20 protein-coding genes and 1 pseudogene are annotated in these 20,183 nt (G+C 38.7%); 17 read left to right on the top strand and 4 right to left on the bottom strand.

Annotated elements, in window-relative coordinates:
* Nucleotides 1-219: 219 nt before the first annotated feature.
* A complete protein-coding gene (locus tag EEL30_26015) occupies nt 220-1,053 on the top strand; it encodes a DUF2935 domain-containing protein (protein QDX95426.1) in 834 nt (277 codons plus the stop codon).
* A 158-nt stretch (nt 1,054-1,211) separates the two neighbouring features.
* Here the strand turns inward: EEL30_26015 and EEL30_26010 are convergent, their stop codons facing one another.
* Nucleotides 1,212-1,598 (bottom strand): hypothetical protein, encoded by a 387-nt coding sequence (locus EEL30_26010; GenBank protein ID QDX95425.1) that lies wholly within the window; start codon nt 1,596-1,598, stop codon nt 1,212-1,214.
* 443 nt (nt 1,599-2,041) lie between these two features.
* Here EEL30_26010 and EEL30_26005 point away from each other — a divergent pair, with 443 nt between their 5' ends.
* On the top strand, nt 2,042-2,533 hold the full coding sequence (locus EEL30_26005; protein ID QDX95424.1) for a hypothetical protein: 492 nt from the start codon (nt 2,042-2,044) through the stop codon (nt 2,531-2,533).
* Nucleotides 2,521-2,865, top strand: coding sequence for a TM2 domain-containing protein (locus tag EEL30_26000; GenBank protein QDX95423.1), 345 nt, complete (start codon nt 2,521-2,523; stop codon nt 2,863-2,865). Before EEL30_26005 ends, EEL30_26000 begins: the two co-directional genes overlap by 13 nt.
* A 526-nt stretch (nt 2,866-3,391) precedes the next feature.
* Here EEL30_26000 and EEL30_25995 read toward each other — a convergent pair.
* Nucleotides 3,392-4,066 carry a cupin domain-containing protein gene (locus EEL30_25995; GenBank protein QDX95422.1) on the bottom strand — a complete coding sequence of 225 codons (675 nt, stop codon included), beginning with the start codon at nt 4,064-4,066 and terminating at the stop codon, nt 3,392-3,394.
* A 928-nt stretch (nt 4,067-4,994) separates the two neighbouring features.
* On the opposite strand from EEL30_25995, the gene EEL30_25990 reads away from it, so the two are divergent.
* The 3 genes from EEL30_25990 (at nt 4,995) to EEL30_25980 (ending at nt 6,853) form a co-directional block, all read left to right on the top strand.
* On the top strand, nt 4,995-6,035 hold the full coding sequence (locus EEL30_25990; protein QDX95421.1) for an MBL fold metallo-hydrolase: 1,041 nt from the start codon (nt 4,995-4,997) through the stop codon (nt 6,033-6,035).
* A 4-nt stretch (nt 6,036-6,039) separates the two neighbouring features.
* Entirely contained in the window at nt 6,040-6,249 is a 210-nt protein-coding gene (locus EEL30_25985) for a DUF3006 domain-containing protein (GenBank protein ID QDX95420.1), read from the top strand.
* Between the two features lie 436 nt (nt 6,250-6,685).
* A complete protein-coding gene (locus tag EEL30_25980) occupies nt 6,686-6,853 on the top strand; it encodes a DUF3006 family protein (protein QDX95419.1) in 168 nt (55 codons plus the stop codon).
* 114 nt (nt 6,854-6,967) lie between these two features.
* Here the strand turns inward: EEL30_25980 and EEL30_25975 are convergent, their stop codons facing one another.
* On the bottom strand, nt 6,968-8,392 hold the full coding sequence (locus EEL30_25975) for an aromatic amino acid hydroxylase (protein QDX95418.1): 1,425 nt from the start codon (nt 8,390-8,392) through the stop codon (nt 6,968-6,970).
* A gap of 325 nt (nt 8,393-8,717) precedes the next feature.
* Here EEL30_25975 and EEL30_25970 point away from each other — a divergent pair, with 325 nt between their 5' ends.
* From EEL30_25970 to EEL30_25940, 7 genes and pseudogenes are all read left to right on the top strand, one after another.
* A complete protein-coding gene (locus EEL30_25970; GenBank protein ID QDX95896.1) occupies nt 8,718-10,217 on the top strand; it encodes a spore germination protein in 1,500 nt (499 codons plus the stop codon).
* A gap of 27 nt (nt 10,218-10,244) precedes the next feature.
* Entirely contained in the window at nt 10,245-11,351 is a 1,107-nt protein-coding gene (locus EEL30_25965) for a spore gernimation protein (protein ID QDX95417.1), read from the top strand.
* Nucleotides 11,348-12,472: a Ger(x)C family spore germination protein gene (locus EEL30_25960; protein ID QDX95416.1), complete on the top strand. Its 1,125-nt coding sequence runs from the start codon at nt 11,348-11,350 to the stop codon at nt 12,470-12,472. Before EEL30_25965 ends, EEL30_25960 begins: the two co-directional genes overlap by 4 nt.
* Nucleotides 12,473-12,595: 123 nt before the next feature.
* A pseudogene (locus EEL30_25955) lies at nt 12,596-13,430 on the top strand (cupin domain-containing protein).
* Nucleotides 13,431-13,578: 148 nt separating this feature from the next.
* Entirely contained in the window at nt 13,579-14,499 is a 921-nt protein-coding gene (rarD, locus tag EEL30_25950) for an EamA family transporter RarD (GenBank protein QDX95415.1), read from the top strand.
* A 90-nt stretch (nt 14,500-14,589) separates the two neighbouring features.
* The gene (locus tag EEL30_25945; protein QDX95414.1) at nt 14,590-15,192 is read left to right on the top strand and encodes a hypothetical protein; all 603 of its coding nucleotides are present in this window, start codon (nt 14,590-14,592) and stop codon (nt 15,190-15,192) included.
* A 246-nt stretch (nt 15,193-15,438) separates the two neighbouring features.
* Complete coding sequence (locus EEL30_25940; protein ID QDX95895.1) at nt 15,439-15,702, top strand: hypothetical protein; 264 nt, start codon at nt 15,439-15,441, stop codon at nt 15,700-15,702.
* A gap of 120 nt (nt 15,703-15,822) precedes the next feature.
* On the opposite strand, the gene EEL30_25935 is transcribed toward EEL30_25940, so the two are convergent.
* Nucleotides 15,823-16,284, bottom strand: coding sequence for a hypothetical protein (locus EEL30_25935; GenBank protein QDX95413.1), 462 nt, complete (start codon nt 16,282-16,284; stop codon nt 15,823-15,825).
* Nucleotides 16,285-16,570: 286 nt separating this feature from the next.
* Here EEL30_25935 and EEL30_25930 point away from each other — a divergent pair, with 286 nt between their 5' ends.
* The 4 genes from EEL30_25930 (at nt 16,571) to EEL30_25915 (ending at nt 20,028) form a co-directional block, all read left to right on the top strand.
* On the top strand, nt 16,571-18,313 hold the full coding sequence (locus tag EEL30_25930) for a HAMP domain-containing protein (protein ID QDX95412.1): 1,743 nt from the start codon (nt 16,571-16,573) through the stop codon (nt 18,311-18,313).
* Nucleotides 18,314-18,517: 204 nt separating this feature from the next.
* On the top strand, nt 18,518-19,120 hold the full coding sequence (locus EEL30_25925; GenBank protein QDX95411.1) for a TetR/AcrR family transcriptional regulator: 603 nt from the start codon (nt 18,518-18,520) through the stop codon (nt 19,118-19,120).
* The gene (locus EEL30_25920) at nt 19,120-19,539 is read left to right on the top strand and encodes a DUF3995 domain-containing protein (protein ID QDX95894.1); all 420 of its coding nucleotides are present in this window, start codon (nt 19,120-19,122) and stop codon (nt 19,537-19,539) included. The genes EEL30_25925 and EEL30_25920 overlap by 1 nt, the downstream gene beginning before the upstream one ends.
* Before the next feature lie 192 nt (nt 19,540-19,731).
* The gene (locus EEL30_25915) at nt 19,732-20,028 is read left to right on the top strand and encodes a hypothetical protein (GenBank protein ID QDX95410.1); all 297 of its coding nucleotides are present in this window, start codon (nt 19,732-19,734) and stop codon (nt 20,026-20,028) included.
* The last annotated feature ends 155 nt before the right edge of the window (nt 20,029-20,183 follow it).

Below are 20,183 nucleotides of genomic sequence, written 5' to 3'. Positions count from 1 at the left end.
GTGTACTTATTGTTTACAGCATGTTGCAATAACCCTGTTTAATAAGTTTCTGCTACATCTTGATGCAATAAGTACACATAAGAAAAGAAATAAATAATATAAAGGTTTGACCAATTATTTCAATCGTCTCTCCAATCTTTCAAAAGAATGACAGACATTTGGTGCATCCTTCCTGCATAAACTACTGAGAAAGTACATAATTTGAGGGGGTCTCAGTGGATGACGGATGTATTTGTAAGTAGATCACTAGAGGAAGTTCGATTTTGGTCCAGGATAATGAAAGAACATTCCCTTTTTTTGAAACTAGGTTTTAATTGTGACGATACACAGCTAATAAATGAAGCAGATCGCTTCTACAGTATATTTGAAAATATAGAAGCTCAGGCACTTTCGCTATCAGCAGATGTTGATCCCCAGTATATATTTGAGTTTAATGCCCAGATTCTTCCTCATGTTAAACATATTTGGGCCTTTAAACGAAAAGTATTAGGTCTGATTATCACCTGTCAAATTGGAGGGAATAACCTACCGTTATTGGTCGATCACGTTAGCAGAGAAGCTGCTTATTTTGCCAAACGTCTGGAACAACTAAACACTGGCACTTTAGACCCGTTACCGGATGCCATCATTAATGAAAATGTTTTCTTTCTTCGGATTATGGCTGATCATGCTAAATTCATTAATCATTTACTGGACCCCTCTGAACGAAAGCTAGTGGAACAGGCTCGTGATTTTAGCCATGACTTTGATCAACTTCTATACCAAGCGATTGATTTGGATTCCATGAGTCCTCAATCCCAAACTGTTCCTTTACTATCACAGTTTGTCGATCAGAACAGAGTGTCTGTTCGCCAACTCCGTGATTTTAAAAAAACAGCCCGTGATTTGATCGAAGCCTGTCGCATCAAAAGTATTATCCCTCCCCTTCTTGCAGACCATGTCTTTAGAGAAGCATCACATTTTCTTGAAATACTAGAAGCTTTTGAAGAGGCATTAGAAGGGCCAAAAAAACGTAGTAAACAAAGAAGAAGTAATCCTGAATCTAATTGTTAGTCCAGATGTAAACGTTGATCTTATATTTTCAAATAAGAAAAGAGCTTACAAAATAATGTGAGCTCTTTTTACTTTCTCTTGATCGATTCCAACCATTAATAAATGGGAAACATCACGAAAAATTTCCGTGCTACTTTGCAAATTATCATACCTACGATTTAGTCAATTTCATTTTCTGTGGTTCCTTTGTAATGATGAGAATGCGGTTGTCTTCCGTTTACTGTTGTATACCCTTCAAAGTAATGAACATGTCCTCCTCTAGGTAGACTGATAGCGGGACCAGTTACTCCTTCAATAATATGTGTATGACCATTATCTATTGAAGTAACCGTATAATAGCGGTGAACATGAGGAACACCTGTCGGAGCGGGCTCCGTAACACCAATGTATTGATGATCATGTCCATCATTGAATGATGTAGTACCAGAAAACGGATGTCTGTGCAAAGGCATACCATTCCAAGAAGTAATATATAATCCATGTGAATGTTCTGATGAGGATTCCTTCGATTGGACTAGAAACCCTGTAACAGGTATTTTTCTCATTTTAAAACCCCTTTACCCAGTTTAATACACTGTATGAATGAGTATGGGAATTGACTTAGGCATTAGCACCATTTACAGGATAGTTGGCTTGACAGTAAGTAGTTTCAAGTAAAAATAATTTGGACTGACCGAGTGGTCTATGCAGGAAAGGAGATTGGAAGCTGTCGAGTAAGTCATTAAAAACCTGTTTGCATTCAAGATGCCAATATTAACGAGAGAGGCGTGATAGATATAATCGGTGCTGCCTGGCGGTTAAAATAGTTTGAACCCAGTCCAGATCACCATATATAAAACGCTGAAACTCCTTGGTAATCAAGGGGAGGCTCTTATTTTATCTATTCCTACCCTGACAACATGATCCCTTTCAACTGTTACTTGACAACCTTTTGACAACTTTTATTTCTACTAAAGTGTTTTCAGTCGCTTTAATTGGAGGAAAAATTATGTTTAAGAAGCTAGTAGGTGTATCTTTAATTGTAGCAGTGTCTTTTGGAGTCACAATTCCTTGGACAAGTACCAATGTCCAAGGAATTGATTTACCTGATTCATTGAGCAACGGTAGCATTACACCAGATAAGATTGAATACATCACAAGTGAAAAAGAAAAAGGACAGACTATACCCGTTATTTATATCGACGATCCTAAAGCGCTCAAAAATTTATGGAACAGAACGGATTTACAAAAGAATCTGTTGTCAAAGAACAAAATACTAGCAATGACAAAAGAAGTGAAGTGCAACCGATGGCCTGGGATACGTATGAATTTATGGGGTTTTCTACTTTATTTGACAAATGTTACAAAAGAAAATAATAACAGAAGTTGTGAAAAATATATCAAAATTAAGAGGACTTTATCGTTTTTCCTAGAATTAACATTAGATATACTTATTTTATTTTTTATTCAATTCAAGGAGTTGGACTTATGGATAATTTAATTGCAAGACAGAACTTAAACACTGATCAGCAACTAATGGTCAATGCAGAACTGAACAAAAAGAAGAAGTCGGTAGGGATAGCGTATCTGCTATGGTTTTTTTTAGGTAGTGTGGGTGGTCATCGCTTCTATGCAGGAGATATCGGGTTAGGTATTTTCTATTTAGTACTTTTTGTTATTAGCTGTTTTACTCTTTTTATTCCTACTGGTATTATGTGCTTAATTGATCTTTTCTTGATTGGCAAACGCATTGATAAAGTCAACGATCGTTTAGAAGCTGATATCATTAAGCAGGTTAAATTAGTAGGAAAAAGGAATAACAAGATGGCGTAAAACGTAGAAGTCACCGCATTTTCGGTGGCTTTTTTGTTTGCTCATATTCTATTAAACCATTTCTAGGTCTTTTAATATTTTATGAGAGAAGCAGTAAATATATATCCGCAAAATGTTTGAATTGTAACATTACATAAAAAACAAATTGGTAGATTTCGGGTTAACCCTACCAGAAGAAGAAACGACAACAGAGACGGCGACAGCAACAAGACATTACTCCACCTCCTCATTGTTTCATACTGTTTATGTAATCGAAAATAGCTGAAAATGATTGAACGAACCTTCATGGAAAAAAGACAGAAGTCCGAACCACGATTGACGTAAATGGCTGTAAAGAAATAGTAGGAAATTTAGCTAACAATAAGCCACTTGAAGGATTTATCCGTAAATTGGTTGGATCAGAAGGTTTTTCTAAAATACGAGAACGAAGGGATTAAAAAGGGAAAAGCCCTTAATGACTCCAAGCGGAATAAAATAAGGACTCAATAGTTTATTCTTTATTTTATATTACGAATTATTGGAATGTTCATTCAGGAGGAAGTTGGGTGATATATGTCTGTTGCTGTCCATGACCTTGATTATAATAATCCTGATGTGGATAACCATAAGTGGGATTTGGGTACTGTTGTTGCTGCTGATGAGGCATTTTTCCTCGAACCTGACGTAATTTACAGTCTTTAGGAGGACCGATTACGACAGTGTTTTGAATAGGTGCTAATGTATCTTTGACTTTAGCTTCATTAAGACAGTAGGTATGGGCAAGTATGTTGGGAGGTGTCAATCTTAAAATATCAGATCCAAAAATTACTTCTGGAATGGGGGCGTCAAAGATAGCTAGTAAATGTGTGTTATCAACAGTTGCTACTTCATAATGCCACCAACCTTGAGGCACGTTAGCTACTTGACCAGGTGTGATAGGAAAGTTTAGAAGTTCATTTGTGAATGGATTGATTAATGACACCACGGCTGCCCCGGAAATACAGTACACAAGCTCCGATGCATTTTGATGAATGTGTGGTTCAACGACATTTCCAGTACTAAGATAGATGTCAAGTAAGGAAACATTTCCTAATGTATTCAATTGCATAATGGATAGTACATTGATGTAGTTTCGGGAATCTTTTCTAAAGAAAGGGTTGTTGCTCAAATCATAGGTAAATTGAGTCGATGGTGATGTATAGTCCATGTAAGAAATGGCCATGTAAAAACCTGCCTTTCTAATAATTTTAAAAATCCTACGGTAAGTTATGCTTCTGCCTATTTAAAGGTGAAATTTCTAAAAAATTCTTTGTTTGTTCTCACGCCTATTGTTTTTTGATAAGAAGACAAAAATTGTGGTGTTTCAAACGATATTTTAAAAAGGTCGTCTACAAGCTACGTCCCCTCCTTTGAGAGAGATTTTTTTTGTGGGAACTATTTTTCTTTAGCCGATGGCTCCACGTATCGTGCATGTACTGTTGACGTAGCTTCATTAATGGCTTTGGAGACGGAAGTTTCTTGTCTCCAGTGTTGGAACATGGAAATCGTAAATGGGCTGTTGTTGATTTGTAAAGTAAAAGGAACCTTTTCGGAGTGTCTGAAATAAAATAATGTTAGCTGAGCGAATGAACATATGGTGCTGTCGATTTGTACAAATCGGCGTGATTTCACTCATGCTATATAGAGGTGCCAGACTCTATATGTATTACAAGAAGCTCTCCAGCGGTTGAACCGTTGGGGACTTTTTGTTGTTAATCCTGGTAATTGTAGATGTATCGTTACATTTAGTTCTGTCGATTTGAAGTCTTACGTTCCTATGTGACCTATTTATATAGGAGAGATTGGGCGTGGCTATCTTTACAAAATAGTGCCTACGCGTTTACTTCGATTAAAAGATGTATTTTTTAATTTAAATAAAGCTTGCCTTAGCACTGAAGTGCACTTTTTAAAGTAGACATTGGAAAAATCCTTGAGGGTTGCCGATGAACTTTAAAGGGTGTATTTTTTATGGCAGTTTTTACAGAGAAAAGTATAAGAGTTATCCAGAATCGTTGAAGTTTTGTAAGACTATATCACTACATACCAAGCAATCATTTCTGACAGACGTGTGTCGGACCAAGTTGCTTAACTAACATTTGGAGGTGCCAATTTTGAAAAGAAGTTTATTACTAGTAATCATCATGGCTATGTTCATTCTACCCATTGGCCTATCCGAAGCGCATCCAGGTAAGACAGATGCTAGCGGTGGGCACATCTGTAAAACAAACTGTGCCAAGTGGGGATTAAAAGATGGGGAGTATCACATCCATAAAGATGGTAAGATAATCCGCCCTAATCAATCTAAGCCAGCACCTGCATCACAGCCAAAGCCACAAGCTGTCCCTGCTACTAAACAAGCACCTGCTCCAAGCGTTCCAGTAGCGCCAGGCACAAACGATCTGAAGGTTTACTTCCTTGATGTCGGTCAAGGTGATGCCACGTACATAAAAACTGCTAATGGTGACAATATCCTAATTGATGGCGGGAACACTGACAAAGGCGACTTGATGGTGAAGTACCTAAAGGACCTCAAAGTGGACGACATTGAAGTTCTGATCATGACTCATCCAGATGCCGATCATATTGGCGGACTAAATAAGGTCATGCAGAATTTTAAAGTTAAATCTGTGTATGCACCAAAAGTAGCCCATACAACCGATACATATGTTAATCTGCTGAAACAAATCAAAGGACAAGGTTTGTCAATTAAAGCAACGGTAGCTGGCACAACAATACCTCTACAGGGTGTTACAGCTAGGTTTGTTGCTCCTGTGAGTACATACGACAAAGAACTTAACGAATGGAGTGCAGTACTACATCTTGCTTATGGGACCACATCATTCTTGTTTACTGGCGATGCTGAACACAAGTCAGAGGCTGATATGCTAAAAATCAAACAAGTGGTCAAAGCTGACGTTTTAAAAGTCGGTCATCATGGTTCAGATTCTTCTACTACACCAGCATTCTTGAAAGCCGTCGCCCCTAAATATGCTGTTATTAGCTCAGGAAAGGAAAATAGGTACGGGCATCCAACACAAGGCACCTTAAAGAAATTACAAGGCGCTGGGATTACTACATACCGTACAGATCAAAAAGGGACTGTTATAGTTATAAGCAATGGAAAGACCATTACATGGAAGACTGCGAGGTGAGAGAATGAAAGATACAAAAGGGATTGTTGATCGTTTTGAGGAGCACTTGGTTGTTGTAGAGGTTGATGGACAGACCTGCGACCTACCTACATCTATTTTTCCGGCTGATGTGCAAGTTGGACAAGTGATTAGAATATGTATTGAAATAGACCGAACAGCAACTGAGGATAGAGAAAAAGAAGTTGATGATTTCATTGACGATTTGTTTGAATAAAATGTTGTCAGCATGAGAAATCCCTCCCTCGTTAAAAAACGTTGGAGGGATTATTTTATATACACCTATATATTCTTTTATAGCACGACTTCTTGGTAGGGTAGTAGCCAGCTTTAACCTGTTTTCACTTCTCCCCACAAATCCTACAAGGATGCTTACTGGTATAGATAAAACTAATGAAATATTACATATGATTCCAAAGAAAGTTATTAGATCATCGAGAAAAAATATGTAAAATAGATTCCAACCTTTGATGGGGTATTTAACCAGTAATTTCCATGGATAACTTGCAAACGAATTGGAAAAACAAAAAACCGGTAGAAACATGATTTAAGGTTCTACCGGTTTTTATGTCCAAACTATTTTGCTTTTCAATTCAAAATACAAAATATACCTTTACTAATGACTTTTATATTCATGAACGACATTAAAACATTTGGTTGTTGTGGAGATTGACGGACAGACGTATGACCTGCCTACATCTATTTTTTTTGATGATGTGCAAGTTGGACAAGTGATTAGCATCTCTATTGAAATAGACCAAGGGGCAACTGAGGATAGAGAAAAAGAAATTAAGAATTTGATAGATGATCTGTTTGAATGAAATATTCCGATTTTTTTGACTATCAGTATCCTAGAGTGGTCAGTATTAATCGTTACGATTATATCTAGCTGCCCCAACAACTGTCGGGACATCTTCTATAAAAGGTTTTCCTTTTTACTTAAAAAATCTTTCAGGATCTGCGGCACCTGCGAATGACGAAATGATTCGCTCGCCAACAGCCATATCGTATGAGCCTTGTTCTGATTGGAAAAGTATGCGTCCGTGATGACTGATTTTGCATTGGGTGAAAGACAGAAGCAATATCTTGCCCTCTCGGCGAACGATTTCTTCCAATCTTCCTTCCACTGTTATTCCACCTTCAAACTCCAGACTCACGTGTTCCTTCATTCTGACACCGTTCGCTTCTAGGTCTCCATCGGTAAACATCTCAAGAGGACGCGAAACTCCTCTTAGACGACCAATTGGAGAAGAAAAACCTTCAGCGTGTGTGGAATTGCCATGTCCAGTCAGTTCCTGATTGTTCCAGGCAAGAGCAGTTGGACCCTCCATGCGGAAGAAAACAATCTCAGTATTTTCATCGCATACCATCGACTCCATTGTTCCAGTTACTTGTAAACCAGAGCTGTACACCACTGTGGAGGTAACCCCTGAATGAAGTGCTTTTTCCATAGCTTCCTTACCGCCTGTGTGATAGGCCATGCGATCTTTGAAACGCTCAACAGAATCAAGCAACTGGTCAAAGCTTTCGCAAACAAATAGTTGAGGCTGCATTTTGGTAATGTCAAAAGCTGTGTGGATTGTTTCTTCTAAAGAGAATGGTCGCTTGATTACAGCATCGGTTAAACAGTGTCTGCTTTCCTCAATGGAAGAGAGTAGACCAGCACCGTATAGCAATGGATTGTTTATTTTACCAAATAATCCGTATTCAACCGTCCACCAGTATAATCGGGCAATCTCTTCTGCCTCAGATACTCCAGTCACTGCGCTTTGTTTTGCATCAAGAATTTCTTTGGCTAGCAGAACTTCCTCTTGAGTTGCTTTAGGATCTTCCATGATTTTGGAGTATGCACGAATCGCTTCAAAAACCTCATGCTCTTCTCTGGTAGCAAATGCTTTGGCACCAATTTCTCCAAAGCGTTTGACATAATCTGCATACCACTTATCGCTTAGGATAGGAGCATGCCCAGCAGCTTCGTGTATGATATCAGGTGCCGGCGTATAGTCGATATGTTCAGGCTTACGAATATCGGTAGCGATCGGAAGAATTCCACGTGACTGAAAATCAAAGAAAACTACAGCAGGTATAAACCCATCTATCGTAACAGCTCCCCAGCCAGATGGCTGCAAGCATTGGTTCATTTCTTCTACACGGGGAATATGATCTAGACTTATCCCTGTTTTGCGTAATCCATCTACATAAGCTGGATGGGCCACATCTTTTAAAAAATTGTAATTCCGATTCAATACATGGCGCCAAACTCGTTGGTCTACATCTGTATATTTATCGTAATTCTGCTCTACGACGTAAGGCTGAAGGTGTTTGGGAATAATTAAATTTGTTTGGTTAGTAGCTTGCATATTGATTTCCTCCTGTCCATCCTTGCTATGTCAGCAAACAGAGTGGATTACTTCGCTTTTTTGCTTTTAAGCTGTTATGCTTTTAAGTAATAAAGTATATGGGTAAGTATATGCTGGGAAAATATGTTCGTCAATATAACGAGAAATATTCATGCAATTGAATTAATTCCGAAATTGATTTTTAACAAAATGACCACTTTCTTTGCAGATTGAAATCGCAATGCTAGACGTTTTCATTACTTATAGATGTATAGAATAGGTAACACAGGTAAAAATATGGAATGATATACATCAAGAAATGAATGTAGGTGTAAGTATGAAACATATGACATGGTTTTCAAAAAGCAAAAACAAGATAGCTACAGATACTGTTCATACTACAAATTCAAATACCCCCTTGTCCAATACCTTGCAACTAAATGAAGAATATCTAAATTCTATTTTTGATGAAGCTCCAGATCTAAAAATTCACCACATTAAAATCCATGAGCAGACAGATGCAATCCTTGTTTATTTAGAAGGGATGGTTGATAACAATGTCATCCGGCAAAATATTCTTCGCCCCCTTATTTATGAGATAAAATCGGCCCAACAGCTTTGGGACTCAACCGTTGTTCTTAGTCACATAACGTGCACCCAATCGTGGACAGAAATTGAAGTCGCCATTCTTGAGGGAAGCAGTGTTCTCTTTGTAGATGGGGAGGAAAAAGCGCTAGTCATCGCCTCTCAAGGTTGGCCGCAACGCACAGTGGAGGAACCAGATTCAGAAATCATGTTAAAAGGTGGGCATGAAGGGTTTCTTGAAACCGATACCCAGAATATTGCCCTTATCCGTCGCTTCCTACCAAGCCGGGAATTGAAAATCAAACAATACAGAGTGGGTGAAAGAGGGAGCACAAAAGTTCATCTTGTCTATTTAGGTGATGTTGCCAACCCCGAAGTCATTGAAGAATTAGAAAATCGCGTGAAGCAGATTACCGTAGACACATTGCTGACTACAGGCGAATTAGAGCAGTACATTGAGGATACTTCCTTTACCCCCTTTCCGCAGTTTATTCTTACGGAAAGGCCAGATGTCACAGTCATGCACATTCTTGAGGGGAGAGTAGCGGTTATTGTCGATCGCTCTCCTCGTGTGTTAATTACTCCCGTTAACTTTCTTACTTTTTTTCAGACAATCGATGATTACAGCATACGATGGCCGCTTGCTACCTTTATACGATTATTACGACTGTCGAGCTTTCTAATCGCAGTATTTTTACCTGCTTTATATATTGTTGTTGTTGGTTTCCATTATGAACTCCTCCCTATAAATTTGATTTTATCTATTGGTGAATCAAGAGACCGAGTCCCAGTATCGCCCCTTTTAGAAGCTATTGTAATGGAATTAACGCTTGAAATGCTACGGGAAGCAGGGGTTCGGCTTCCTTCGAATATTGGACAAACCGTAAGTATTGTTGGTGGGATTGTCATTGGGCAGGCAGCTGTTAAGGCTGGATTGGTAAGCGATATCATGGTGATCGTTGTGTCGTTAACGGCGATCGCTTCCTTTATTGTACCGGCTTTTGATATGGCGTACGCAATACGTTTGCTTCGTTTTCCTATGATGTTAGTGGCCTGGATGTTCGGTATGGTTGGGATCGCTTTGGGAATGATGGTAATTTTGGGACATTTAATCTCATTAGAAACAATGCGTACACCTTATGGAGCACCAATTGCTCCTTTGCGACTTTCAGATTGGAAGGATTCCGTTTTACGGGCTCCCCTTCGTTATCTAAATAAACGACAAACCGGTGCTCGCCCCATTCAGCGTGAAAAAAAATGACCGAATTTATCTCATAAGGAGTAAGGTATGAATAAGTATAGAAATAACGAAATTACCCTAATGCAGTATATTTTATTGATTCATGGGACACAAGTTGGGATTGGCATCCTAACCCTTCCTCGTGAGCTTACAGAAATCGCAGGGACAGACGGTTGGATATCTATCTTACTTGGCTGGATGCTGTCGATTTGTGCAAGTTTATTGATTACGTACATCATGAAAAAACATCCTCAAAAAACCTTGTTTGATTTACTGCCTTATTACTTTGGAACCTGGCTTGGAAATTTCGGTAATCTCCTTATGATTTTGTACGGAGCGTTTGTGACTGTTACTGTTTTATTTACAGCCCTCTTTGTTATTAATGTTTGGGTTTTAGTGGAAACCCCTAACTATATGATTTTGGCTTTGTATCTTATTCCCGCTTATATCATTGGACACAAAGGAGTACGAGTATTAGGCCGATATTCCGAAATTATTTTTTTCTTGACTCTTTGGATACCGATACTGCTTTTGGTTCCCTTACAAGACGCACACCCGCTACATCTCTTGCCTGTGATTAAAGAAGGCTGGCTTCCGATTTTTCATGCAGTAAAAACTACAATAGTCTCTTTTTTAGGTTTTGAAATGGCATTTTTCTTTTATCCCTTTCTTACATGCAAACAGCACGCCACAAAAGGAATTGTGATTGCAAATACATTATCTCTCTTGGTATTCCTCCATATTACCCTTATTACGTATCTTTTTTATAGCCCTTACGAGTCTATTCAGTATCAATGGCCTACGTTGAATCTATTAAAAGAAATCGAATTTCCTTTTCTTGAGAGATTTGAAATTATTTTTTTATCCTCCTATATGGTTGTTCTCTCAACCACTTGGCTCCCTTACACCTTTATTACCGTCTTTGGTAGCAGTACATTATTGAAAAAAGAAGCCCATTATCAACAGCATCTTCTTGTTTTTCTTGTTCTTTTACTTATTACAGGATTTTTCTTCCAGCCCTCTTACACGCAAATCGCTCAATTAGCAAAAGCGTGGGGGGCTGCCGGTTCGATAATTGCTTATGTACTCCCTGTTGTTCTTTGGCTCTACATGGGACTCCACCATTTTTTTCAGAGGAGGATTTCACTTAAATGATGCATAGGGTAAGGCAAATGATCATCGTGTTTCTTCTTGTTTGTCTAACAGGTTGCTATGACCAGCACGAATTAGAAAAAGTCACGCTGGCTTTAACAGTAGGACTTGATTTAGATCAGAAAAACAATCTGCTTGTCTATCAACGAAGCCCGGTATTTAGCCGGGAAGCAAAGACAAAAACAGAAAAATACGGCATACTTGCCACCACCATTCAACAATCATATACCAACTTCGATGCCGTCGATACAGCTTATACAGAGGGAGGGAAGACACAAAGTCTTCTAATGAGTAAGCGTTTGTTGCAAAACAAAAGAGTTTTTCCTTATTTGGACGTTTTATACCGGGATCCCAAGAACGCAACAAGCTTACGTATGATAGCGGTAGAGGGTCCTGTTAGCGATATTATCAATTTTGATCCTGTGGATAAACCGCGTCTTTCACTTTTTTTGGCTCAGTTAGTCGATACGGCGGTTCATCGACACATTACACAAAAAGTGACCCTTCGTCAGTTTCATTACATGACAACTGAAAAAGGAATGACTCCTTTTATGTCGGAAGTAAAAAAAGAAAAAAAGGAAGTAAGAGTTCTGGGCACTGCACTTCTTGATAAGAGAGGGTATTATCGTGCCTCCCTTAACCTTCGAGAATCTGCTTTACTCGATTTACTACGCAATAATCAAAAAGAACCGTACACTTTCACCATCCCAGTGCATTTTCCCGACAGTGAAGATAATAGCCGTAAGAAAAACATTACACTGGCCACCACTCTCAAAAAGCAAACCGTAAACACAATGTATGAACAAGGGGTTTTTCAGTTTGATATTAATATGAAGCTAACGGCAGCCATAACAGAACGTACTTTCCGATTGAATCTAGAAAGCGAAAAGGAAAAAAAGAAAATAGAAGCCATGATAGAAAAGGAAATAAATAAGCAGGTTGCTGCTTTACTTACAAAGCTTCAGCGTCATCAAGTCGATCCAATAGGGCTAGGACTTTATGCCAGAGCGTATCAATATAAAGAGTGGAAAAACGTTCAAGAAATATGGCCAGCTACCTTTTCGAAGGCTTCCCTTCGTTTTTCTGCTCATGTAGACATTAAGAATATAGGTGCGCTTAAATAAGAGTTTTTTACAACTTTTTGAAGTAAAGATACGAGAGTAATAATCATGGAACTTATGCCATAAATTCCTTGAGTGAGGAATTGAATTCTCCTTGTAACCACTTAAGTGAGAGGAGCATGTCTCATGGAAAAACGACCTATGATTCAAGCTGCGTGCAAAAATGTGCCGCAGCCCATAAGAAAAGATGGTGCTGGAGCGACAGTTAGAGAATTCCCGATTACTACACTTGCAGGGGTGAATATGCGATTGACGCCGGGCGGGGTGCGTGAATTACATTGGCATCAGCAAGCAGAATGGGCTTATATGTTGTTAGGGCGGGCACACGAATAACCTCGGTCGACCAAAAGATGTGCTGTCGGCCAATTTTGGCGTACCGGAGAATGCTTTTACATACATTCCTTCAGAGCAAGTCTATATCTACCAAGACAATGTTCCTGGTTCGCTGGAAAGTCAGAAAATCCAGTCTCCGTATGGTACCATTCCCCAAAGCTTTACATATCAACTGCTAGCTCAAACACCGATTAAAACACCTGGAGGAAGCGTTAGGATCGTGGACTCATCTAATTTTCCTATCTCAAAAACGGTCGCGGTAGCGTTGGTTGAGGTCGAACCAGGAGCAATGAGAGAACTGCATTGGCATCCCAATAATGACGAATGGCAGTATTATCTTGCTGGACAGGGAAGAATGACGGTGTTTGCAGGAAACAATACAGCTCGTACATTTGATTATAGAGCTGGTGATGTCGGGTACGTACCGTTTGCTTATGGACACTATATTCAGAATACAGGTAACCAAACGTTATGGTTTTTGGAGATATGTAAAAGCGATCGATTTGCCGATATGTCATTAAATCAATGGATGGCGCTTACTCCTCGTGATCTGGTTGGGGATAATTTGCACGTCGGTTCGGAACTATTGAATGCATTGCGCAAGGAGAAATGGCCGGTCGTCAAATAGAAAGGGTTTTCTCATGTGTAAGTTTTCCCATACTAACTTCTCGAAAAGCGCATACAGAGAAGTGTAATTTCCTACAAAACTTCTTTGTAATGACCTGATAATTCTTGTATGATTAGGAACAATTCGAGAAGGAAAGAGATGGGTAATTATGCAAAGCGAACATAGGGTAGGAGTTCTATATGCAATAGCGGCGTATACCATGTGGGGATTCTTACCGATTTATTGGAAAAGTGTCAGTTTTATACCTCCAGGCGAAATTTTAGCGCATCGTATTTTATGGTCACTTATTTTTGCCATTGTATTAGTAGGACTAAAGAAGAATTGGAAACGGGTTATGGACTTTATGAAAAAGCCAAAGAGTTTACTGCTCTTTTTACTTGCTTCCGTGTTAATTAGTGCGAACTGGATGATTTACATATGGGCAGTTAACTCCGGTCATATTGTAGAGACGAGTCTCGGTTATTATATCAATCCTTTGCTTAATGTCGCGTTAGGAATGCTATTTTTCCGAGAACGGTTGGATTTTTGGCAACTCATTTCGTTACTTTTTGCGGCAGTCGGCGTATGCTGGATGGCTATTAATTTTGGCCAGCTTCCATGGATTTCTCTTTCTTTAGCATTGTCATTTGGTATTTATGGTGTAGTTAAAAAGTTGATTCAAACAGACTCGATTACCTCATTGACTCTAGAGACGGTCCCAGTGGCTCTGATTTCGCTGGTGTATATCTTCTGGTTACAGAGCCAAGGTGCTGGTTCGTTTGGTATAGCAGATTGGGGAACGGATCTATTGCTCATAGGTTCTGGGATAGCTACGGCAATGCCACTTCTTGCATTTGCTTCAGCAGCACAGCGTATTTCCCTTTCTACGTTAGGTTTTATCCAATACCTCGCCCCTACGATACAATTGGCGATTGCTATATTTTTGTATAAAGAGTCGTTTACGCATAGCCATCTGCTAAGCTTTATTTGCATTTGGTCAGCGCTTGTTCTATACACACTTTCCCGAACTCCGATCATGCAGGTGTGGCAACCAGCGTTTTTTAAACGGCGTATAGAAAAGCGGTCGTAAAACATTTTGTACCATCTGAACAGAACTAAAATTATAATGAAAACAAGAACAATCTAAATTGTCTATAATTTCATGCGAGGAGGGGCATTCTTGAAAAAGTACATGGCTTTATTGGTCGCATTGTTTGTAGTAATTGGCCTTACGGTGTTCGGAGCTAATGAAAAGACAGACGCTTCCATTGAAAAGACGGATATTTCCATAGACAGTCCGAAGTCTGAAATGAAACAAGAGGAAGTAAAATCAACAGGCGCATTTAAGGATATGACAACAGAGGAATATCTTAGTCGTTACAACAAATTGAAAAAAGAGTTAGCTAGTAAAGGAATTGAAGTTTTACCTTTTACTCTTGAATTAGAAAAGAACACAAACTTCTACAGATTCTATTATCCGAAAAAGGAAAAATACACGAAAGAAGAAGCAAAATGGGTTAGTGTTATGTTGAAGCGAGATGGAAAAACAATTGATGGTCTGATGTATAAGGGGACTCCAGATTTACATACCATTAAGGCAATGATTCAAGCTACCGGTATCGCTTGGTCAGATCAGCTAGATCAATTGATTAAAGGTGGAAGCACAGCTGAGTCTTTTAAAGAAATGAAAGTTGACGGAGTAAAAATTTCTATAAAGAGAGAATCTAGTGGTATTACTGTTATGGTAGATCCTGAGAGATTAGACTCTCCAAAAAAATTATAGAAGTAGGTATACGGTAATGACGTGTATGGTAAATGGTGCCGTGCACGTCTCTTTTTATTTGTCTACCTAAAGTAAGATAGCAACCATTCCTCTTTTCGTTCAAGTCGATTTTTTAGTGAGCATATTTTTAACAAAATGTATATTAAGGACAAAATTACAGTTTCATGTTATTTTGTGTAGTAGATTGAAAATGATTATTATATAATATCCTTCAATCAAAAACTTCGATAAGGAGTGTGATTACTTATAAATATTTACACCGAACCTCCTAAAAGATGCTCCATATGTAGAAACCAAAAGTTTCACAGGACAGAAACCCGCATACAGATATTCGATGACATTGTAGATGGCGAGCCAAGGAAGATAGAGGTAAAACGTCAAAGATACAGATGCCCGAATTGTCTGGCTAAGATATGGGATGGGGTCCAAGGAGCGTGTTCATATCGAAGGAAATCAAATGTCTTTATGGAAAGGGAGCAAAGTTCAAAAGTAAGCGCAGAAAGATCATAGATACAAATAAATTGATTGCGTTTAAAACCCTCTAAATTACATTTAGAGGGTTTCATTTGTGTGCTGATGAGAAGACAAATACCCCCACGGAGGAGGTATTTGTCTTCATATGTACCCTTATTACTGTAAAACAAAATCGATATGGATTGGGAATTCTTCGTTGACTAGAATATGTACACTTAAGCTTTGTTTTTGTTGAGGTAAGGTATCATCAGAATAAATATTTTTGAGTAAACCAACATTTGTAAATTCAATTTGAGCCTCGATTGCTTGATAACTAGTGATTGCATGGCCTCTTACCATATCTGCAAATTCTTCAAGTACACTTTTTTTCATCTCGTCATCGACCATGTCTAGCGGGATGCTAAAGGACTGAAGTAAAACAGAAAGAGCATCTTCTTCCATTCCAATAATAATGTCACCCGTAACGACACCAGTTATTTGGGAAACGACTCTATGGGACTGATCATAGGTATAAGGGGATCTTTGGAGTTGTACGTCTTTACGTTCTATATTAATTCCTAATGAACCTAGTACAGTTGTCAGTCCTTTGAGATAAGCGTTTAAAATTTTTACATCCACAGTTCTCATCCTTTTCCGGTTTGTGATTTCTTTATTTATATATCGGTATTTTTGTGAAATAATTAACAGCTACTTACCAAACAAAATTGCTTACCCATCTTACAGCAATTCAATCTTACCAGCAAGAAGAACAATCTGAGGCCCAAAATTGGATAGTGAGGTAATTATTTCCTCTCATTATCTGGTTCACTTTCTACGATATTTATAAAGATAGAATGAGATGGAGATTGATGAAAGAAACATCCATTTTGTCACACAAGAGAAAGACCTATAAGGAGGAGAGAATGTGAAAATTCAAATAGCTTCATTGCGAGCCAAACTTACAATTTTATGCTTAGGAATCTTGTTAGTGCCCACTTTGCTAATTGGGATAACAACTTATGGATCAACAAAAAAAGAATTAGATCAGGCTGGTCAAACAGCACTAAAGAACAATGTGAAAATGGTAATTGGTCTGATTAATCTGATGAACGAACGGGTTGAGGCCGGTCAATTAACATTAGAAGAAGCACAGGAAAAGGTGCGTCAAGAACTCCTAGGTCCAATAAATGGGGATAACAAACGTCCGATTAAAAAAGAGTATACGATTGGTGAGACGGGTTATCTTTGGGCGGTCAACGAAAAGGCTGTGTCCGTCATGAATCCATCCAATGAAGGCCAGAATTTAATGGATGTTAAAACCGAAGACGGTATTTTATTAGGAAAGGAATTTATTAAAAAAGGAACGATCAATGGCGGGTATGTAAGCTATAAATGGCAGATAGCTAATTCTGACGATGTGGAGACCAAAGTCTCGTATGTACAATTAGAGCCTCATTGGGGATGGATTGTGGGATCCGGTGCGTATCTTACTGAGTTTAATACCGGGGCTAATAAAATTTTGACTTTGATCGTTCTGATTGTTTCTATTTCTACGATTATTGGAATTATCATTGTCAGCTTTTTTTCCAAACTGTTTACCAAACCAATTGTATTGGTCGCCAAACAGTTGAACAGGGTAGCAGATGGGGACCTTACAGTAGAAGAATTGAAGATTACCTCTAAAGATGAAATAGGTAATTTGGCAAATGATTTTAATTACATGCTAAAAAATATACGACATCTGATTCGTGAAGTGGATTTATCAGCACAACAGGTAGCCAGCTCCTCTAAGGAATTAACAGCTAGCGCAGAAGAGACAAGTAAAGCAAATGAGCACATTACACTTGCTATCCAAGAAGCTGCGAGTGGGGCAGAAGAGCAACAAAACGCTCTCTATAAAACAACAAGCTCTATCGAGGAAATATCTATTGGTATGCAACGGATTGCGGAGAGCTCGTCATCTATTGCAGAAACATCTACAGAAACTAGAGAAACAGCAGAAGATGGCGGAATGGCAGTACAAAAAACAGTTCAGCAGATGAACTCCATCCATAAGTCTGTCAATGAGTCAGATACTGTGATTAAGCTTCTGGATAAACGTACAAGTGATATTTCCGGAATGCTAAATGTTATTACGGATATATCAGCTCAAACCAATTTACTTGCCTTAAATGCGGCTATTGAGGCAGCACGAGCTGGTGAGCACGGACGTGGCTTTGCTGTGGTTGCGGAAGAAGTTAGAAAACTAGCGGATCAATCCACACAATCCTCCAATCAAATTACCCAGTTGCTGGGAGAGATTCAGCTAGATATGAATCAATCGATTCAGACGATGGATAAAGTTAAAGAGGAAGTAGCAACGGGAATTGAAATTGCAAACGATACGGATCAGAAGTTTAAGAAAATTCTCTCTTCCACGAGCCAGATTTCTCAGCAGATTGAAGAATTAGCTAGCATCACCCAACAAATTTCAGCGAGTCTTCAAGAAATTTCGGCCAGTGGAGAAAATGTAGCTCATATTGCCCAGCAAGCAACTGACCATTCGCAGAACATTGCTTCTTCTGCAGAGGAACAGCTTGCTTCCATGGAAGAGGTAAGTGCATTAGCAATGTCTCTTTCTCATATGGCTGAAGAGCTGCAAAAGCTCACCCGTTCCTTTACTTATTAAGGCTATAAAATGGAGATAAACAAAACACCTTCACATTTGTGGGGGTGTTTTTGTTCGTGCGCCCAGCATGAATAGAAGCTAGGGAATGAAATTGCATCCGAAAATAAAATAAATATTGAAAAAAATTACTTTTTTAGTTTATAATGATGACTGTAGTCATTTATTGACTATAGTCATCATTATAAGAGGCTGGTGATCTCTAAAATGTTAAGGGATGTAAGGAAACAAGAGCTTAAGGAGCACATTTTCTTGCAGGCTTTGAAATTATTTAAAGAAAAAGGCTTCGACAATGTAACGGTAGAGGAAATCACAAAAGCATGTGGCATCGCTAAAGGAACGTTTTACAATTACTTTTCGAAAAAAGAGGCCATTTTACTTCATCTGGGCAGGGCTCAGCTAGAATCGGTTTATCAAAGTGCATTTCGCTATGCAGACGAGCCTAATCTAAAAAGAAAACTTACGCTTCTATTTCATGATTTGTTTGCACGTTATACAGAGCATCCCGATATTATTAGGCTAATCATTCTAGAATTGATGCGCTCCACCTTACATATCCAAGAAGAGATAAGCGTTGTACAAAAATTTCGAGAGGCTATCACATCCATGCTCGATGATGCTAAAAGAAATGGACAGCTTTCAGAGCATATGGTTTCCGCGGATATTGCTTCCGTGCTAGTAGGCGTTTATTTCAATACTCTTATGGTATGGTTTTCGTCGGAAACGGATGTAAACAGTATAGAAACGATTTTTCTACGCCAATTCGAGGTTGTCTGGGAAGGAATTGGTTCACAGAAGGGTGGAAAATGATGGATGTTCTCATCGGATTATCTATTTTGCTCTTAGTTTTCATTGGATGTATTCATGTATATTGGGCGTTTGGTGGCAAATGGGGAGTAGGCGTTGCAGTGCCTACAGGCGTATCCCAACAACCTACATTTGTCCCAGGCACAGCAGGTACGCTCATTGTTGCGCTTCTACTATTCGGGGCATCACTACTTCTGATGGTTCAGGGGGATATTCTCCCGTCTATTCCCTCCTATCCAATTGTGAAGTGGGGGTGCTGGGTATGTGTCGCTGTGTTTGGCCTTCGAAGCATAGGGGAATTCAAATATGTCGGGCTGTTTAAGCGAGTGAAGAGTTCTCGTTTCTCTAAATATGATACGTATTTGTTTACACCCCTTTGTTTGTGGCTTTGTGTCGTCTATTTGTATGCAATCATTCGATAGAAGGATGAAAAGCTATGGAGAATGCATACTTGTACAGATGCTACATAATCTACTAATTGCTATTAGATAATAACATTAGAAATATAAATAAAATTATTACTATATTTTATTCCATTTTAATCCATTTTTATTAATTTGATGGTAAATTAAATACAAGCAATACAAATAAATGAACATTGGGAGGAAACAATTGTGTTTAAAAACCAAATGAAGAGAGTTATGGCTGTTGGAATGTTGAGTCTTGCTGTTTTGTCAGTAGGTTCCGTGGTTAGTGCTGCGCCTATCTCAATAGACCACAGTAGGTACTCTATTGCTCCCGCAAGTGAATATTTAACAGGTTTATTATCAAAAGAAACGTATCCAACCATAGAAAGTATTCCATACGAAAAAATGGGTGGAGGCTGCTATGCAAATACGAAATATGTTTTGGAAAATGTTGAACATGAAGGTGATAACTGGTTAGTCACTTATAAAAAGGCTGATGAATAAAACAAAAGACAAAAGTTCTTTTCTATATATAGTCTACTTATGAAAAGGCGCTTTCGAGCGTCTTTTTATGTTGCTTTAGCATTGAGAGTCCAAGGGTGAGGAATAAAATCACTACATCCTGATGGACGGAATGTTTACACAAAGGAAGATATGTC

Origin of the sequence: Brevibacillus laterosporus, assembly GCA_007833815.1 — a bacterium.
In the GTDB taxonomy this organism is placed as follows: domain Bacteria; phylum Bacillota; class Bacilli; order Brevibacillales; family Brevibacillaceae; genus Brevibacillus_B; species Brevibacillus_B laterosporus_D.
This window is presented reverse-complemented; position numbering and strand designations above follow the sequence as displayed.

Bases quoted from the DNA above. Each gene is read 5' to 3' on its own strand.
- EEL30_26015 (QDX95426.1), top strand. From the start codon at position 220: ATGACGGATGTATTTGTAAGTAGATCACTAGAGGAAGTTCGATTTTGG.
- EEL30_26010 (QDX95425.1), bottom strand. From the start codon at position 1,598: ATGAGAAAAATACCTGTTACAGGGTTTCTAGTCCAATCGAAGGAATCC.
- EEL30_26005 (QDX95424.1), top strand. From the start codon at position 2,042: ATGTTTAAGAAGCTAGTAGGTGTATCTTTAATTGTAGCAGTGTCTTTT.
- EEL30_26000 (QDX95423.1), top strand. From the start codon at position 2,521: ATGGATAATTTAATTGCAAGACAGAACTTAAACACTGATCAGCAACTA.
- EEL30_25995 (QDX95422.1), bottom strand. From the start codon at position 4,066: ATGGCCATTTCTTACATGGACTATACATCACCATCGACTCAATTTACC.
- EEL30_25985 (QDX95420.1), top strand. From the start codon at position 6,040: ATGAAAGATACAAAAGGGATTGTTGATCGTTTTGAGGAGCACTTGGTT.
- EEL30_25975 (QDX95418.1), bottom strand. From the start codon at position 8,392: ATGCAAGCTACTAACCAAACAAATTTAATTATTCCCAAACACCTTCAG.
- EEL30_25970 (QDX95896.1), top strand. From the start codon at position 8,718: ATGACATGGTTTTCAAAAAGCAAAAACAAGATAGCTACAGATACTGTT.
- EEL30_25965 (QDX95417.1), top strand. From the start codon at position 10,245: ATGAATAAGTATAGAAATAACGAAATTACCCTAATGCAGTATATTTTA.
- EEL30_25960 (QDX95416.1), top strand. From the start codon at position 11,348: ATGATGCATAGGGTAAGGCAAATGATCATCGTGTTTCTTCTTGTTTGT.
- rarD (QDX95415.1), top strand. From the start codon at position 13,579: ATGCAAAGCGAACATAGGGTAGGAGTTCTATATGCAATAGCGGCGTAT.
- EEL30_25925 (QDX95411.1), top strand. From the start codon at position 18,518: ATGTTAAGGGATGTAAGGAAACAAGAGCTTAAGGAGCACATTTTCTTG.
- EEL30_25920 (QDX95894.1), top strand. From the start codon at position 19,120: ATGGATGTTCTCATCGGATTATCTATTTTGCTCTTAGTTTTCATTGGA.